12 protein-coding genes are annotated in these 17,029 nt (G+C 62.5%); 5 read left to right on the top strand and 7 right to left on the bottom strand.

Going from position 1 to position 17,029, the window contains the following annotated elements:
• Positions 1-6: 6 nt before the first annotated feature.
• The 7 genes from PH586_RS21045 to pilG form a co-directional block, all read right to left on the bottom strand.
• Complete coding sequence (locus tag PH586_RS21045; protein ID WP_271349756.1) at positions 7-1,068, bottom strand: chemotaxis protein CheB; 1,062 nt, start codon at positions 1,066-1,068, stop codon at positions 7-9.
• Positions 1,065-8,429, bottom strand: a complete 7,365-nt coding sequence (locus PH586_RS21040) for a hybrid sensor histidine kinase/response regulator (protein WP_271349832.1) — start codon at positions 8,427-8,429, stop codon at positions 1,065-1,067. The genes PH586_RS21045 and PH586_RS21040 overlap by 4 nt, the downstream gene beginning before the upstream one ends.
• A gap of 174 nt (positions 8,430-8,603) precedes the next feature.
• Complete coding sequence (locus tag PH586_RS21035) at positions 8,604-9,461, bottom strand: CheR family methyltransferase (protein ID WP_271349831.1); 858 nt, start codon at positions 9,459-9,461, stop codon at positions 8,604-8,606.
• Positions 9,462-9,529: 68 nt separating this feature from the next.
• Positions 9,530-11,578 carry a methyl-accepting chemotaxis protein gene (locus PH586_RS21030; protein ID WP_271349755.1) on the bottom strand — a complete coding sequence of 683 codons (2,049 nt, stop codon included), beginning with the start codon at positions 11,576-11,578 and terminating at the stop codon, positions 9,530-9,532.
• An 84-nt stretch (positions 11,579-11,662) separates the two neighbouring features.
• On the bottom strand, positions 11,663-12,199 hold the full coding sequence (locus PH586_RS21025) for a chemotaxis protein CheW (protein WP_271349754.1): 537 nt from the start codon (positions 12,197-12,199) through the stop codon (positions 11,663-11,665).
• 41 nt (positions 12,200-12,240) lie between these two features.
• Positions 12,241-12,606: a twitching motility response regulator PilH gene (pilH, locus tag PH586_RS21020; protein ID WP_079203715.1), complete on the bottom strand. Its 366-nt coding sequence runs from the start codon at positions 12,604-12,606 to the stop codon at positions 12,241-12,243.
• A gap of 47 nt (positions 12,607-12,653) precedes the next feature.
• Positions 12,654-13,061, bottom strand: a complete 408-nt coding sequence (gene pilG, locus PH586_RS21015; RefSeq protein WP_108094981.1) for a twitching motility response regulator PilG — start codon at positions 13,059-13,061, stop codon at positions 12,654-12,656.
• A 241-nt stretch (positions 13,062-13,302) separates the two neighbouring features.
• On the opposite strand from pilG, the gene gshB reads away from it, so the two are divergent.
• The 5 genes from gshB (at position 13,303) to pyrR (ending at position 17,026) form a co-directional block, all read left to right on the top strand.
• Positions 13,303-14,274, top strand: coding sequence for a glutathione synthase (gshB, locus tag PH586_RS21010; RefSeq protein WP_271349753.1), 972 nt, complete (start codon positions 13,303-13,305; stop codon positions 14,272-14,274).
• Between the two features lie 87 nt (positions 14,275-14,361).
• Positions 14,362-15,258, top strand: a complete 897-nt coding sequence (locus PH586_RS21005) for an energy transducer TonB (RefSeq protein ID WP_271349752.1) — start codon at positions 14,362-14,364, stop codon at positions 15,256-15,258.
• Positions 15,259-15,378: 120 nt separating this feature from the next.
• The gene (locus PH586_RS21000) at positions 15,379-15,948 is read left to right on the top strand and encodes a YqgE/AlgH family protein (RefSeq protein ID WP_271349830.1); all 570 of its coding nucleotides are present in this window, start codon (positions 15,379-15,381) and stop codon (positions 15,946-15,948) included.
• The gene (gene ruvX, locus PH586_RS20995) at positions 15,948-16,385 is read left to right on the top strand and encodes a Holliday junction resolvase RuvX (RefSeq protein WP_271349751.1); all 438 of its coding nucleotides are present in this window, start codon (positions 15,948-15,950) and stop codon (positions 16,383-16,385) included. Before PH586_RS21000 ends, ruvX begins: the two co-directional genes overlap by 1 nt.
• Before the next feature lie 134 nt (positions 16,386-16,519).
• Positions 16,520-17,026 carry a bifunctional pyr operon transcriptional regulator/uracil phosphoribosyltransferase PyrR gene (gene pyrR / locus PH586_RS20990; protein ID WP_271349750.1) on the top strand — a complete coding sequence of 169 codons (507 nt, stop codon included), beginning with the start codon at positions 16,520-16,522 and terminating at the stop codon, positions 17,024-17,026.
• The last annotated feature ends 3 nt before the right edge of the window (positions 17,027-17,029 follow it).

Below are 17,029 nucleotides of genomic sequence, written 5' to 3'. Positions count from 1 at the left end.
AAAAGGCTATGCCCCAGTTATCTGTGGTGTGGGTTGCAGCGCTGCGGTTTCATTGCACTGCTCGGCCAGGTGATTGACCAGCCCTGCGGCCAGTTCTCGGGGATCGGCGCTGAAACTGCTGTATCCACCCTCGCGCAGGCTGTCCGGCATGCTCGGGCAGACACAGGTGTCGCTACGCTGGGTCCAGATGGTTCCGCCCTGGCGCCGCACGTAAGCCGCCGCGGCACTGCCATCGCTGCCCATGCCACTGAAGGCAATGACGCCGCAAAGCCCGGCATAATGCTTGGCGAGGTTGAGCATCATCTGATCGATCGACGGACTGTAGGGTTCCGGCCAGGCACGTTCGCTGATGAGCATGGTGCCTTGGTCACTGAAACCCAGCTCGCGACTGATCGGTACCACCACCACCTCACCGCAGCGGACCGAGTCGCCGTGACGCGCCGGATTGACACGCCACTGGCTGTGTCGTCCGACCGCCTGCGGAAGCACTGATTCGAAACTGGGATCGATATGCTGGGCATAGACGAAGCCAACCGGCAGACCACCAGGCAAGGCGTCGAGGAAGGCCTTGATCGCGGCCGGTCCACCGAGCGAAGCAGCCAGTAACCAGACCTGGCGCGCCGGCTCCCCGACCACCAGCGGTGTATCGGCGAGTACGGACGGCAGCTCCAGGCGAGTTGGCCGCTGCGCCTCGGCCAGCAACGCCTGGAGGCTGGGCCCGACCGCTTGCGATGGGTCACCGATCAGCTTCTTCAACTTGCCAAACAGGCGGCGCTCCCAACGCGGGTAATTTTCCGAATGCCGCTCCGGGGCATGTCCCTCGCCAAACAGGATAGGCACGCAGGCGGTTTCCATCAGGTTGTCGACCAGCGGCAAATCCTCGGACTGGGCCAGATCGATCAGCCACAGGTCGGTCTCGCAGGCGATCAACGTTGCCTCATCCAGGCGCGCCGGATCACTGTTCAGCACGACCTGATAGCCACTCCCGGTCAACGCCTGCTGCAGCACATGGCGCTGCAGCGAGGTATCGGCAATCACCGCAATACGTGCCACGTTGTTCGCCGTCATGCTTGCGTGTCCGAGCGGCGCTCTAGCGGCTGGCGATCCACCAAGCGGGCAATGCTTTCGAGCAATAACGACTCCTGGTAGGGTTTGCCGAGGTATTCATTGACGCCAATAGCCAGCGCTCGTTCACGGTGTTTCTCACCGGTACGCGAGGTGATCATGATGATCGGCAGGTCTTTCAGCTGCTCGTCGTGACGCACCAGCGTTGCCACTTCGAAACCGTCCATGCGCGGCATTTCGATGTCCAGCAACATGATGTCGGGCTTGTGCTCCTGCAACTGGGAGATGGCGTCCACGCCGTCCTTGGCCGTCAATACGTTCATGCCGTTACGCTCGAGCAGGCGACTGGTGACCTTGCGCACGGTGACCGAGTCGTCCACCACCATGACCAGGGTCGGCCGATCCGCTTCAATTTCCGCGGCAGTCGCCGTGTGGCCGACCAGGCGCGGATGCAGCTGGTTGAGCAGGTGCGCATGCAGCACGCGGATGGTGGCCAGCAGGTCGAGAATCACCACCACGCGGCCGTCACCGAGAATGGTCGCGCCGGAAATCCCGTGTACCCCGGCGAACTGCGGTCCGAGGCTCTTCACCACAATCTCGCGGGAGCCAGCCAGGGAGTCGACCTGCACCGCCACCGCGTGCTCGCTCGAGCGCACCAGGATCACCGGCAAGGGCAGGCTCTGACCGACCAGCTTGGGGTGCTGGCCGTTATTCAGCAGGTCACCGAGATAACGCAACTCGTAGGCCTGACCGGCGTACTCGAAACGCGGGGTCTCCGTCGCCGCCGAGTCACTCTGCTCATAGAGGGCCTCCAGCTCGTAGGGGGAAATCCGCACGATGCCTTCGATGGTGTTCAGCGGGATGGCATACAGGTCTTCACCCGACAGCACCATCAGCGCGCGGTTGACCGACACGGTGAACGGCAGGCGAATGGCAAAACGCGTGCCTTCGCCCGGGGTCGAGTCGATGCTCATGGAACCGCCGAGCTGCTTGACCTCGGAATGGACCACGTCCATGCCGACGCCACGCCCGGAAATCTGGGTGACCGCCTCGGCGGTGGAGAACCCGGCCTCGAGGATGAACTGGAGGATTTCGTGATCGGTCAGATCCGACTCCTGGTCCATCAGGCCACGCTCGATGGCCTTGCGCCTTACGGCATCGAGCTTGATCCCGCCGCCATCGTCACTGAGGGTCAAGACGATATCACCGCCCTCGCGCCCCAGATTCAGGCGGATAGTGCCCTGCTCCGGCTTGCCAGCGGCGCGGCGCAGCGCTGCCGGCTCGATGCCATGGTCGACGGCGTTGCGCAACATATGCTCCAGCGGCGCCACAATACGTTCGAGCACGGTGCGGTCCATCTCGCCCTCGGCATTACCGAGCACGAATTCGACCTGCTTGCCCAACTCACCGGCGACCTGGCGGACGATCCGCCGCAGTCGCGGGACCAGCCGGTCGAAGGGCACCATGCGGGTGCGCATCAAGCCTTCCTGCAGCTCGGTATTGACCCGCGCCTGTTGCAGCAACAGGGTTTCCGCATCGCGGTTACGCATGGCCAGGGTTTCTTTCAGATCAAGCAAGTCGGAGGCCGACTCAAACAGTGCGCGCGATAGCTGCTGCAACTGCGAATGGCGGTCCATTTCCAGCGGATCGAAATCCTCGTAGCCGGCGCGCTCGGCCTCGGCCTGATAGCGACTGAGGATCTGTGCCTGGGTTTCGATGTCCAGGCGGCGCAGTTGGTCGCGCACCCGGTCGATGGTCGCTTCCATCTCACTCAGGGTGAAACCGAAATCGCTGACCTGTTGCTCGACTCGGCCGCGAAAGATCGAAGTCTCGCCGGCCAGGTTGACCAGGCCTTCGAGCAGTTCCGCCGGCACCTTGACCAGTTCCTGCGGAGCACGTCGCGCGGCAGCTTCCTGCGCGGCTTCCTGCGCACGACGAACGAACGGCAGGACTTTCGCCACCTGCTCCCGCGCCGGCAATTCGCTGGCCGCGACTATCGGGGCCAGCAGCTCGGGGAGTTTTACCGCCGCGGCCTCAACACTTGCCGCCGCCTGATCGTCCTCGGCAAAACTGGCTTGCAGGCGCTGGCGCAGTTGATCGAGTTCTTTCTGCAGCCCCTCGAAACCGGATTGCACATCGAGGAACAGGCTTTCCGGCCAAGGCGCGCCTTGCAGCAGGGCCTCGCTCAGGTGTGATTCAAGGTCATGGGTCAGGTTGCCCAGACGGTTCTGGCCAGCCAGCCGCGCCCCGCCCTTGAGGGTATGCAGGACCCGCAACATGTCATCGATCGCCGTGCCATCGTCGCGCTGCTGGTCCCAGCGGCCCATGGCAGTTTCCAACGTTTCCAACAGTTCGTCGGCCTCTTCCAGGAAGATATCGAGGATTTCCGACTCGTCATCGTCCTGATCCAGTTGCTCCGCCAGCGCCTTGAGTTGCACGGCAGACGGCATGCTCAGTTGCTGGTCCGGGTTGGCGCGAAAATGCTTGATCGTCTCGATCAGCGCATCGCCATCGGGCACCAGGCGCTTGCCGCGCACCGCATCGAGCATCTCGGCCAGGCGATCGTGGCAAGCCTGGAGCAGGCCGAACAGTTCCTGACTAGGACGCAGCCGACCATCCGCGAGCCCTTCGTAGAGGAATTCGAGTTCATGGGCGAGGTCGCCAATCTCGCGGATTTCCGCCATGCGTGCACCACCCTTGAGGGTGTGCAGGTCGCGTTGCAGGGCTTCCAGTTCGAGGCTGTTGTCTACGTCATCCATCCAGCGCAACAGTGCCGCGCCAGAACTGTCGATGATGTCAAAACCCTCTTCGAGGAAGATGTCCACCAGCTCCTGGTCGGGCTGATCGTCAAGCGCTGCCGGGGCGGACACATCAGCATCGGATGCCGCAGGCGCGGCGAAGGCCTCAGGGGGCGACTCCCACTCAAGCTCGGCAAACTCCTGCTCAGGGTCTGCCTCGAGGTCCAGCTCTGTATCGTCCTCGCGGTGCAGCAATGACGACAGCACCTCTTCGACATCATCCTCCTGCCCGGCTTCGGCTTCGGCTTCGGCTTCGGCTTCGGCTTCGGCTTCGGCTTCGGCTTCGGCTTCGGCTTCGGCTTCGGCTTCGGCTTCGGCTTCGGCTTCGAGATCATTCTCGGCGGCCATTGCCGCCGCCGACAAGCTCTGTGCGCCACCGCCCTGACGGAAGTGACGTATCGCCTCGATCAATTCGTGCGGCTGCTGCATCACGGCCTGCTTTTGCAGCTGCTCCAGCAACATGGCCAGGCAGTCATGACTTTGCTGCAGCAGTGCGACGAGTGCCGGTGAATGGCTGAAGCGCCGGTCTACCAGGCCTTCGTACAAGGATTCCAGCTCATGGGCCAGGTCGCCAATCGGACGAATCTCGGCCATCCGCGCGCCACCCTTGAGGGTGTGCAAGTCACGCTGCAGGGACGACAGGGCGGCCTTGTTGCCCGGCTCGGCACTCCAGCCTTCCAACGCCTGACCGGCGCTCTCGAGGATGTCCACGGCTTCCTCGAGGAAGATCTCGACCATCTCCGCGTCGAGCGCCTCATAGCCAGAGGAAGCAGCGTGCTCGGACTCGGCCAAAAAGCCGCTGTCTTCATCGATCTGCATCTCCACCGCTGTCACTGTCTCGTCGTCGCTCGCGCGCGCCCAGGGCGTCTGCACGAGCGCCGCAGTGGCGGCATCCAGTTCAACGGGCTGCAGATCAGCCTGACCTTGCGCGGACAACAGTGCCAGTGCGCGCGGATCCAGCGCTTCGGCCAGCAACCTGCGCAGCGCCTCGACCCGCGCCGGCTCGGCGCTGACCTGAAGGCCGGCGGCAACCTGATCCATCATGCTGATCAGGGCTTCATGCGCCTGTTCGGCCTCGCTGAAGAAGCGCTCGCTGACCGCCAGGCTGCCTTCTTCCACAGCACCATAGAGGTCGAGCAGGGCTTCGCAGAGTTCATCGATCTGCGGCAATTCGGCCATTTCCGCGCCGCGCCCCAGGGTCGTCAACTCATCCAGCAAGGCACTCAGTTCCTGACGATCGGAGGGGTGCTCGCGCCAGCGCCGCAGCAACGCCTCGGCATCCAGCAGGATGTCCATGCCCTCGGCGAGGAAAATGCCGATCAGCTGCGGGTCGCGGGTTTCGCCCTGCTCGCTCTGACGATTGCTTTGCGCGGCGTCGAGGCGATCCTGATGCAGTCTGTGAGCACGATCGAGGAACTCCGGCGCACCGGGCAGGGGAGCCAGCGGCTGAGTCTCCAGCTGCGCCAGGCCGAGACGGAACAGCTTCTCGGCAGCGCTCAACAATTCGGCTTCGGCCAGATCCATCGGGATCAGGTTGCTTTTGAACTCCTTGACCATTTTTTCCAGCGGTGCGGCGATCTCCGCCACCGGCAGAATTCCGGCCATGTAGGCACTGCCCTTGAGGGTGTGCAAGGCACGCTGCAGGTCGTCGGTGACCGGCTGAGGCAGTTCCTGGGCGCAATCGGCCAGAAAACCGACCAGGGTATCGAGGTGGGTTTCGGCTTCGTTGCGGAAAATCTCCAACAGCTGCGGATCGAGGGGCTCGCCGTCGAGGGGCTCGTCATCGAGCACTTCCAGCAGCTCGGCGACTGCCGCAACAGCCTCGCTTTCACCTTCAGCCGGAGTTACCTGGGCCGCCGGCGCATCGGCTTTTGCCAGGCTCTGGCCTTTCGCCAGCGCATGTGCGCTGGCGGCCAGCAGGTCGACATCGTCGCGCTGACGCTGGGCCTTGACGGCGAACTCCTCTACCAGGGCCGGCATCAGCGTGACCACGTCGGCCACCACCTGGAGCACGTCGGCAGTCGGTTGAATGCTGCGGTCGAGCACCCGATTGAGCAGGTTCTCGATCGACCAGCCCAACTCGCCGATGACCAGCGCCCGCACCATGCGACCACTGCCCTTGAGGGTGTGGAAGGCGCGGCGGATTTCGATCAAAGCCTCTTTGTTGGCCGTATCGGCGCTCCATTGCGGCAGAAACTCGCCGATGGTTTCCAGTACTTCGCCGGCTTCCTCGACGAAGACCTCCATCAATTCTTCATCGAACGACTCTTCATCAGCCGGCGGTGGCAGCAGACTCGGCGGCACATCGTGAGCCGGCGGATTGATTGCCTGCTGCGGTGCGGCCATGACATCGGCCAGCGACAGCGGCTTGTCGACCTCGGGGGCGGGTTCATCGACCGTCAGCGGCGCACTCGGCAGTTCAACTTCGGGCACACCCAGCGATGCCAGCTCGGCTTCATCCCAGTGGCCAGAGCCGTTCAGCTCCTCCAGACTCAGCTCTTCGAGCGGCATGGCCTCATGGCTGAAGTCCGCCAGCGACACTGGCGCGCCCTCACTGAGGTCCAGAGTCGGCAGGGGTTCGCTTGCCGATGGGTCGACATCCAGATCGAGCAGCCGTGGATCGGTTTCCAGTGGGGCCAGGCTGCAACCGTCATCGTCAAGCGGCTGCTGCGCCTCGACCGCCGCAGAGTCAGCCTCGGCGAGTTCGACGCCCGGCGCCTCAAGCGGCGCGAGCTCGATCGGCGCCTCCGGCGGCACAACCGGCTCAAGCACCTCGACCTCAGCGGGCTCATCGGCCAGTACTTCGATGTCATGCAGAGGGTCGGTTAGCGGTGCGAAATCTTCTTGCCGTGGTGCTACCTGATCGAGGATCGAGGGCTTTTCTTTCAGGGGATAGCCGAGACTTTCCAGGCTTTCCTCGGCCACATCGAGAATCAGGTCACCCTGGCTGCCATGGTCTTCGGCCAGGCGCTCGAGGTAGTACTCGACGCTGGTGATGGCATCGGCCAAGGTGTCCAGGCTCTGCCAGTTCGGCACGGCCTTGCGCGCCAGCAGCTGCTCCTGAATGTAGCGGTTGCAGGCATTCAACAGCTCCGCGGCACGCGCCAGCGGAATCATCGCCAGGCCGCCACGCACCTGGGTTAGCAGCGCCGGGACACGCGCCAGGTGCTCGTGATTCCACTGCGAGGCAATGAACTCGATGATCGCGTCCTTGGCCTGTTCCAGGCCGTTGCGCGCTTCCTTGATCACCAGCTGGTGAATCTGCGCCACATCGGTGGTGGGCAGGTGGCTCTCTTCGCGAGAGCCGTCGGCAACCGGACCGACCATGCCGGCCAGGGTCGCCTCGACATACAGCAATGCACCGGCCACATCCATCAACACGGCATCGCTCGGCGCCTGCCGGCCAAGGGCCAGGCCGTGAACCACGTCGATCTGATCGAGGATGACTTTGCGTGGCTGGCCGAAACCCAGCACGGCGAGGGTGTCGGCAATTTGCTTGAGCGGCGCCAGCAGGCTCTCCAGCTCGCCCACGTGATTGCGGTCGCTGCGTACGAACAGGTCGAGGCTGTCCTTGACCCGCACCAGCTCCTCGCACAGCGCGCCAACGACCGAACGCATGGCATCGCGATCCGGACCGGCCAGGCGGGCACGCTCCTCATTGACGATATCGGTGTTCGGCAGCGCCTCGTCGAGACGGAACTGTTCCTTCAAGGCCCTGATGCGCGGTGACTGCGCCGGTGCCTTGGCCACATAGAACAACAGATTCTTGGTCAGCTCGTCGGAGGCCGCCTGGTTGATGCCGTCGGCACCCTGTTCGAGCAGGCGCTTGAGCTCTTTATCGACCTCACGCAGCAGCGTGCGTACCGACGGACTATTGACCACGCCTCCACTGGCCAGCCCCTCGACCAGACCCGAGGCGATCTGCCACAAAGGACCGAGCGGCGCGTCTTTGCACAACGTCTCGAGACGGCCAAAAACCCGCGCCATATAGCCCAGATTGGTTGGCAGATCCTGATTGCGCAGCAGCCCGACCAGGGCCACTTGCAGCATCTGCCGCAGCTTGCGCAGCAGTATCGGCAGGTCCGCGGTGCGCAGTTGGCCCAGGGACTCGTCCGACAAGGCCGGCGCGCGCACGGACATATCCGGGGAAAACAGGCTGTTCTCCGAGAGCAGCTTTTCGCCGCGGGCGGCACGCAGGTCGTTGAGCAGCGGCAACACCACCATCGGCAAATCGCGGCGCGCGGTCTGGATCCGGTCGAGGTAGACCGGCAGCTGCAGGATGGCCTGCATCAGCACTTCCAGGGCTTCGCCCTGGCTGGCCACGCGCCCTTCCATCAAGGCCTGGGCCAGGTGCTCCATTTCTTCGGCGAGCAGGGCTGCGCCGTAGAACTCCACCATCTGCAGAGTGCCGTGTACCTGATGCACATAGGTCAGGCAGAAGCGCATGCGCGTTGAATCCTGGGGATTCTCGACGTACGCCTCCAGGGCTTGGCGCGCCTGTTTCAGGGTTTCCGCGATTTCGCCTTTGACCCATTCCAGGGCGACATAGTCGTGCCGATCCCCCATAGCCGCTTCACTCATATACTTGGCTCTGCCTTATCAGGCTGTTGATAAACTACCCGCGTTGCCGTTGCTGCGTTAAAAACAGGCCCGGACTGCTCATTTACAGCTCGTAAACTCCGCGTCCTCGCCTGCTTTTGCCTTGCGCTGGCTGCCTCGCCTAGGTTTTTCAACGGCCTGTTATCCCTTGCGGGTAAACGCCAGCACTCGCTCGTCGGCCACCGGAATCAAGTCCGGATGCTGCCAACCAACCACTTCACCCACTCCCACCACCAGCAGACCACCCGGTGCCAGGCGCTCGGCCAGGCAGTTGAGGATCTCGCGGCGACGCCAGCGGCGAAAATAGATCAGCAAGTTCTGACAAAAAATGACGTCCATACCGGTCATTGGCGCCTTGGCCAACTCCAGCACATTGAGCCTGGCGCAACACACTCGCGCTGCCAGGTCCGCTACAACCTTGAAGCGTCCATCGGCTTGGGCCACAAAATAGCGGTGCCCCAACGCCGTATCGATTTGTTCCAACTTGCGCGGGCCGTACTGACCATCGCGCGCCATGCGCAGAGCGTTCAGACTGATATCGGTTCCGGTGACGCCAAAGTGCTCGGGCTGCTCGCTGTCACGCAGCACTTCAGCCGCCGTGATTGCCAACGAATAAGGCTCCTCACCACTCGAGCATCCCACGCTCCACATCTCCCAGGGGCTGCCCAATCCTTGCTGCAGGCGCTCTCGCAGGTAACGCTCGAGCACATCGAACGATGGCCGGTGACGAAAGAAACGGGTCTCCTGCACGGTCAGGCGGTCCAGCAGGGTCGACCACTCGACCGCACCGCGCGGACCATCCGTGACCTGGCGCAAATAGGTGGCGTAATCCGCCACTCCCAGTTCACGCATGCGCGCACTCAGGTTGGTTTGCAGAAACGCCTGCCGCTGCTCACTGATCACCACGCCGGTGCGCTCTTCGAGCAGCGCTTGCCAAGCGCGAAACTCGGCGGCAGCCATGTCCACCACTGGTTGCAAGGCCCAGGCGCCTGACTGCATGTCGTGCCTCTCGCTCATGGTCATAGCCGCTGGGCGGCGACCGGAAAAGGCCGCCACGCCAGGTTCGCTTATGCCTGTTCGCCGCTTTCCGGCAGGGTAAAGCCGGAAACCGACTTACGCATCTCACTGGCCATTTTGGCCAGGTTACCAATGCTCTTGGCGGTAGCCGTGGTACCGGACGAGGTCTGCGAGGTGATCTCCTGGATCACGTTCATGGTGTTGGAAATGTGACCGGCCGAAGAAGCCTGCTGGCGCGCCGCGTTGGAAATATTCTGGATCAAGGCCGCGAGGGTCTTGGATACCTTCTCGATCTCCTCCAGGGCGACCCCGGCGTCCTGCGCCAAGTGTGCACCGCGGACCACTTCGGAGGTGGTCTGTTCCATCGAGATTACCGCTTCGTTGGTGTCGGTCTGAATCGTCTTGACCAGGGCTTCGATCTGCTTGGTCGCCGCCGATGAACGTTCCGCCAGGCGCTGGACTTCGTCCGCCACCACCGCGAAACCGCGGCCCGCATCACCGGCCATCGAGGCCTGGATCGCGGCGTTCAGGGCGAGGATGTTGGTCTGGTCGGCAATGTCGTTGATCAGGCTGACGATGTCACCGATCTCCTGGGACGACTCACCGAGGCGCTTGATCCGCTTCGAGGTGTCCTGGATCTGCTCACGGATGTTATCCATGCCGGTGATGGTGTTGTGCACCACCTCGTTACCCTTGTTGGCGATGGCTACCGAACGCTCCGCTACCGCGGAGGATTCCGAGGCGTTCGCCGATACCTGGTCAATCGACACGGCCATCTCGTTGATGGCCGCCGAGGCACCGGCGATTTCCTGGGCCTGGTGCTCCGAGGCTTCGGCCAGGTGCATCGCCGTGGCCTGGGTTTCCTGGGCGGCGCCAGCTACCTGAACGGCGGTCAGGTTGATGGTCACTACCAGGTCGCGCAGCTGGTCGATGGAGTAGTTGATGGAGTCGGCGATGGCACCGGTGAAGTCTTCGGTTACGGTCGCGGCAACGGTCAAGTCACCGTCGGCAAGGTCGGCGATTTCGTCCAGCAGTCGCAGAATCGCCGCCTGGTTACGTTCGTTTTTCTCGGCGGTTTCCGCGAGGCGGCGGTTGGTTTCCCGCACCATCACCATGCCGATCAGGATGATCGAGCCCAATGCCAGGATGCCCAGCACGTAGCCGGCCAGGGTGTTGATGGCACGGCCATCGGCCATGTCTTCGAAGCCGACTGCCAGCTCGGAGGCTTTATCCAAGAGGGTCTGCGAGACGGTGAAAATGCCGTTGGCCGACTCCCGCACCTGGAACAGTTCCGGCGAGGTTTCGAGAATCTCGTCCACCGAACCGGAAACGAACTCGAACAGCTCGGAAATTTCCGCCAACCGCTCGAGCGCTTCCGCGTCGTTGACCTTGGCAATTTCCATTGCCGCATTGCCTTCCAGCATGGCGCTCAATACCCGCCCGAACAGGCTGGCATCGCGACCGAACATGTCGGCGGCCTGCACCGAGTCCTGGTCACCGGCCAGCACCTTGTTCACCGAACCGAGGATACGCTCTGCCAGCAGCGACTGGCGCTGGGCCACGGAAACCTGGACGGCCGGCGCCCCGCTTTCCAGGAGGATGTCGACCACTTCTTCGTATTCGACCTGCAGCTGCGGGATGGTTTCCGCCAGGGTCTCAGCCACCTGATGCAGGGACAGAACGGTCTGTTCGCTGGCCAGAATGGCGTCGGTGTTCTGCCGCAGACTATCCCAGTCCTGCTGCACGGCGGCCATCTGCGCCTGCACGTCTTCTGGCGCCGAAGGCGTACCACTGCTTTCGTTGCCGTCGGTCAGATAGCCCCAACGGGTCTGGAAGTCGTTGCGCGCCTCGCGCAACAGACCGAAGGCTTCGGCAGTACCGGCCGCCGCTTCGGTGGAGTTCTTGGCAATCCGCTGGGACAGTACCCGTAGCTCACCGGCGTGGCCGATGTATTCCGTATCGTAGTTGGATTGCGTATTGATGTAGGCGAAGTTGGCAAACAACAGCACGATGGAGACGATCAGGACGATAAACAGCCCAGCGATCAGCGTGCTGCTGCGCGTACCCGTGAATAGATTGCCTGTATTTAGTTTTTTCATTTTCTGGCCCCCGCCCGGACCGACCGCGCTACGGTTCCTACACAACCCCAACAGGCCGACAGAGCCGACCCAACCGAAAAACTGTTAAAACGCAACATCGAGAAACCCCTGGTGCTGGGCCAGCGCATGAGGACTGAACACCAACCAGGGCTGCTCGCGCTGGAAGACGCCATGAATAAACGGCGCAATGGATGCCTCGAGCGGCGGTAGCCGCTCGGAGAAGGTGTCCACTGGAAAATGCTGCATGCCGAACACTTCATCGACCGTCAGCCCGGCGAATACATCCTGGTGGTCGACCACCAGCACCCGCCGCTTCTTGCGCAGCGGCGATAACTCGTTACCGAAGAAGCCGCACAAGTCCATCACCGGCAACAGACGTCCGCGCACGTTGGCCACGCCCTTGACCCAGTTTTTAACCCCGGGCAACAAGGTATGACGCGGCTCGTGCAGCACCTCCCCTATCTCGCCCATGGGCGCGACAAAAAATCGCTCACCCATGCGAAAACCGATCCCGCTCCAGGTTTGCACGGCAGCCTGCTGCAATGGCAAGCCAGCCGCCAGCAACCGGCAACGCTGGTCGATGTCGAGGAGGGTTTGAAAAGGTGTGTGCGTATCCGTCATGCCAACTGCGGCCTTCTTCTTATTGAATTACTGGCACAGAATCAACCGGCCAATACCGCATTCAAGGTTTTCAGCAGTGTTGCTTCGTCAACCGGCTTGGTCAGGTAGTCTTTGGCGCCTTGGCGCTTGCCCCAGACCTTGTCGGTCTCCTGATCCTTGGTGGTAACGATGATCACCGGGATGTGGCTGGTATCGGCGTCCTTGGTCAACTGGCGGGTTGCCTGAAAACCATTGAGGCCCGGCATGACGATATCCATCAACACGACATCAGGCTTTTCCTGACGCGCCAGGGCAACGCCGTCCGCGCCATTTTCCGCTTTAAGTACCTGATGGCCATTTTTTTCCAGCATGGCGGTCAACTTGTACATTTCAGTCGGCGAGTCATCAACAATCAAAATTCGAGCCATGGTGTTTCCCAATACATGAAGAGGCGTCTACCGCTATCCGGCAAACGTCAGGATGCCTGTTCCACCGGGGTGAAGTCAGGGACATGGGCCTTTATCGCGCCGAGCAACTCTTCCTTGCTGAAAGGCTTGGTCAGATATTGATCGGAGCCGACGATGCGCCCCTTGGCCTTGTCGAACAAGCCGTCCTTGGAAGACAGCATGATCACCGGGGTGGACTTGAAAGCACTGTTGTTCTTGATCAGGGCACAGGTCTGATAGCCATCGAGCCGCGGCATCATGATGTCGACAAAAATAATATTTGGATGGGTGTCGGCGATCTTTGCCAAGGCATCGAAACCGTCAACTGCGGTAATTACCTCGCAACCCACCTTCTTCAGCAGGGTTTCCGCGGTACGACGAATCGTTTTCGAATCGTCGATCACCATTACCCTCAAACCCTCGGAATGCTGTTCCATGTTTGCCCTACCATCGCCTCGGTGAGTCGTTATTTTGCGTTCTATCAGTGCGCCTGAGGCCTTACCTCCGACGGGCTGTAACCCAATCGTCGGGCCTTTTTAGCACACTCTCCCCATGCAAGCTATAAGCCGCGGGAGGGCAAGGTTTTTTCCTTGACCACCCGCCTTCCCAGCGCCACCCTGACGCCACACGCTAGCCCCGACACCTTCTAAACTGCTGCCTTTCACGGAGAATCCCCCCATGAGCGTTCGCCTCGGCATTGTCATGGACCCCATCGCCCAGATCGCCTTCAAAAAGGACAGCTCGCTGGCCATGTTGCTGGCCGCTCAGGCGCGCGGCTGGTCGCTCTTCTATATGGAGCAGAAAGACCTTTATCAGGCCAAAGGCGAGGCACGTGCCCGCCTGTGCCCGCTCAACGTATTCAACGACCCCGAGCGCTGGTTCGAACTGGGGGACGAGCGCGACGTGCCGTTGGCCGAACTGGATGTGATCCTGATGCGCAAGGATCCACCCTTCGATAACGAATTCGTCTACTCCACCTACCTGCTGGAACAGGCCGAACAAGCCGGCGTGCTGGTGGTCAACCGCCCGCAGAGCCTGCGCGACTGCAACGAGAAGCTGTTTGCCACCCAATTCCCGCAATTCACCCCTGCAACGCTGGTCAGTCGCCGATCCGACATTCTGCGCGAGTTTGCCACCGCGCAACGTGACATCATTCTCAAACCCCTGGATGGTATGGGCGGATCTTCGATATTTCGCCACTGCGAGGGTGACCCCAACCTCTCGGTGATTCTCGAGACCCTGACCGCCCACAACACACAACAGATCATGGCGCAACGCTACCTGCCTGCGATCCGCGAGGGCGACAAACGCATCCTGATGATCGATGGCGAGCCGGTACCCTATTGCCTGGCACGCATCCCGGCCCACGGCGAAACCCGTGGCAACCTTGCCGCTGGCGGGCGCGGCGAAGCACGCCCACTGAGCGATCGCGACCGCGAGATCGCCGCGGGCATCGGTCCAACCCTGCGCGAGAAGGGCCTGCTGTTCGTCGGCCTGGACGTGATCGGCGACTACCTGACCGAAATCAACGTCACCAGCCCTACCTGCATTCGCGAGATAGACGCCGCCTACGACACCCGTATCGGCGAGCGCCTGATGGATGCCATCGAAGGCAAGCTGAAAGCCGGTAACAGAAAGCAGAAAGCATGACGCAGGTTGCAGCCTGACGCTTGTCGCTTGCAGCTGGCGGCTCCAAGCCGTCAGACTGCGCGGCAACCTGAACAGACCCGACACAGCATGAACGCAGCCACCACCCCACCCGACCTATCCGCCGCTGGCGTCCGCCCAGCGGATCGGCTGGGCTTTACCCTGTTCCTCGCCGCGGCCCTGCATGCCGCGCTGATTCTCGGCCTGGGCTTCAGCCTGGCCGAGCCCAGCCAGATCAGCAAAACCCTGGAAATCACCCTGTCGACCTTCAAGAGCGAGGAAAAGCCGAAGGAGGCCGACTTCCTCGCCCAGGACAACCAGCAGGGCAGCGGCACCCTGGAACACAAGGCCGCACCGAAAACCACCGAGCAGGCGCTGTTCCAGGACACCCAAGTCAAGCGCGTGACGCCGCCCGCCGCACCGGCACAACCGGCGGTTCGCCAGGACGCGCCGAAAGCCGCAGTCGCGACCCGCGCCCCGCAACAGCAAAAGACCCCGGTCAAGCGTGAAGCAGTCAAGCCTACGGTACAGGCCCCGCCGGCACCGGTATTCGACAGTTCGCAGCTCTCTGCGGAAATTGCCAGCCTGGAAGCCGAACTGGCCAACGACATCCAGCAGTACGCCAAACGCCCGAAAATCCACCGCCTCAGTGCAGCCTCGACCATGCGCGACAAGGGCGCCTGGTACAAGGACGAGTGGCGCAAGAAGGTGGAACGGGTCGGCAACCTCAACTACCCGGACGATGCACGCCGCCAGCAGATTTACGGCAGCCTGCGGGTGCTGGTCTCGATCAACCGTGACGGCACCCTCTACGAAGTCCAGGTACTGCAGTCCTCCGGCCAGCAACTGCTTGACCAGGCCGCCCTGCGCATCGTGCGCCTGGCCGCGCCCTATGCCCCATTTACGGGCGACCTCTCGGACATCGACCGCCTGGAAATCATCCGTACCTGGCGCTTCGAGCGCGGCGACCGCCTGTCCAGCAACTGACCCTCAGTGGTTGTGCAAACATTGAGCCTGAGCATTTTTTCACTCGCACTTAGGTTCAGCCCGGTTTTTATTGCCGCGTGACGCTTGAAGCTCTTGGCTCCAGGCCTGAAACTAATGCCTATGAAAGACGCCAAGCCAAGCTACCTCAAGCATCAGTTCCTGATCGCCATGCCGCACATGGCCGATCCGCATTTCGCGCAGACATTGATCTACCTGATCGATCACAACGAACAGGGCGCCATGGGCCTGGTGATCAACCGTCTCAACGGCCTCAACCTGGCCGATGTGCTGGCACAGTTGCGCCCGGAAAGCGAACCGCCGGTGCACTGCCAGGATCTGCCGATCTTCTCCGGCGGCCCGGTGCAGACCGATCGCGGCTTCGTCCTGCACCCGGCCGGCCCGCAGTTCCAGGCCACCCTGGAACTTGGCGAGCTGGGCCTGACGACCTCTCAGGATGTGCTGTTCGCGATTGCCGACGGCAGCGGTCCGCAAAAGTACCTGATCACCCTCGGCTATGCCGGCTGGGATGCCGGGCAACTGGAAACCGAGCTGACCGACAATGCCTGGCTGACCTGCCCGGCCGACCAGACCATCCTCTTCGACCTGCCCTTCGAGCAGCGTCTGAATGCCGCTGCCGCTTGCCTGGGTATCAACCTCAGCCTGCTTACCTCGCAAGCCGGGCACTCCTGATGAGCGCGAGCAAACCGCTGCGCCTGTTACTGGGTTTCGATTACGGCAGCAAGCAGATCGGCGTTGCCGTTGGCCAGGTGATCACCGGCCAGGCTCGCGAACTGTGCATCCTCAAGGCGCAGAATGGCGTACCGGACTGGCAACAGGTCGAAGCGCTGCTGCGCGAATGGCAGCCGGACGCCATCGTGGTCGGCCTGCCGCTGAACATGGACGGCACCCCGAGTGAGATGAGCGCACGCGCGGAAAAATTTGCCCGCCGCCTCAACGGCCGCTTCAATCTGCCCGTCCACACCCACGATGAACGCCTGACCACTTACGCGGCCAAAGGTGAGCGCCTGCAACAGGGGCAGAACGGTGGCTACCGCGACCGTCCGGTGGATGCCCTGGCCGCCGCCATGCTGCTTGAAGGCTGGTTGACCGAACACGGCGCGCCTTGAACGCGCGCGCGACCACCGATCGCGGAAAAACCCAGCGAGCAACGCTCAGAGCGGGGCGACGAGCCTGCTTTTAAACCAGCATCATCCGCGCAGGCCGCAGCAGCTCTAGCCGGCCCGCACACAAGGAGTTCCCGATGAACCTACCCAGCCCCGCCGAACTGCTGCCGCAAATGGCCGCAGCACTGATCCGCCACCTCAATCAGCGACAGATCAGCGAGCCTCGCTTTATCGGCATCCGCACGGGCGGCGTGTGGGTTGCCCAGGCGCTGCTGGAGACCCTGGGCAATCCAGCGCCCCTGGGCATCCTCGACGTCTCCTTCTACCGCGACGACTTCACCCAGAAAGGCCTGCACCCGCAAGTGCAGCCCTCCGAACTGCCGTTCGAGGTGGAAGGCCAGCACCTGGTGTTGATCGACGACGTATTGATGAGCGGCCGCACCATCCGCGCCGCCCTCAATGAGCTGTTCGACTATGGCCGCCCGGCCAGCGTGACCCTGGTCTGCCTCCTCGACCTGAATGCCCGCGAACTGCCAATCAGCCCCGACGTGGTTGGCGCCACCCTGTCGCTGGCCGCCGATCAGCGGGTCAAACTGTCCGGCCCCACGCCGCTGACCCTCGAACTCCAGACGTTTGCAAACTGAGAC

The organism is Pseudomonas aestuarii (genome assembly GCF_027988105.1).
GTDB classification, from domain to species: Bacteria; Pseudomonadota; Gammaproteobacteria; order Pseudomonadales; family Pseudomonadaceae; genus Aquipseudomonas; species Aquipseudomonas aestuarii.
Note: the sequence above shows the minus strand (reverse complement) of the source record. Positions and strands in the feature narration are given on the sequence as shown.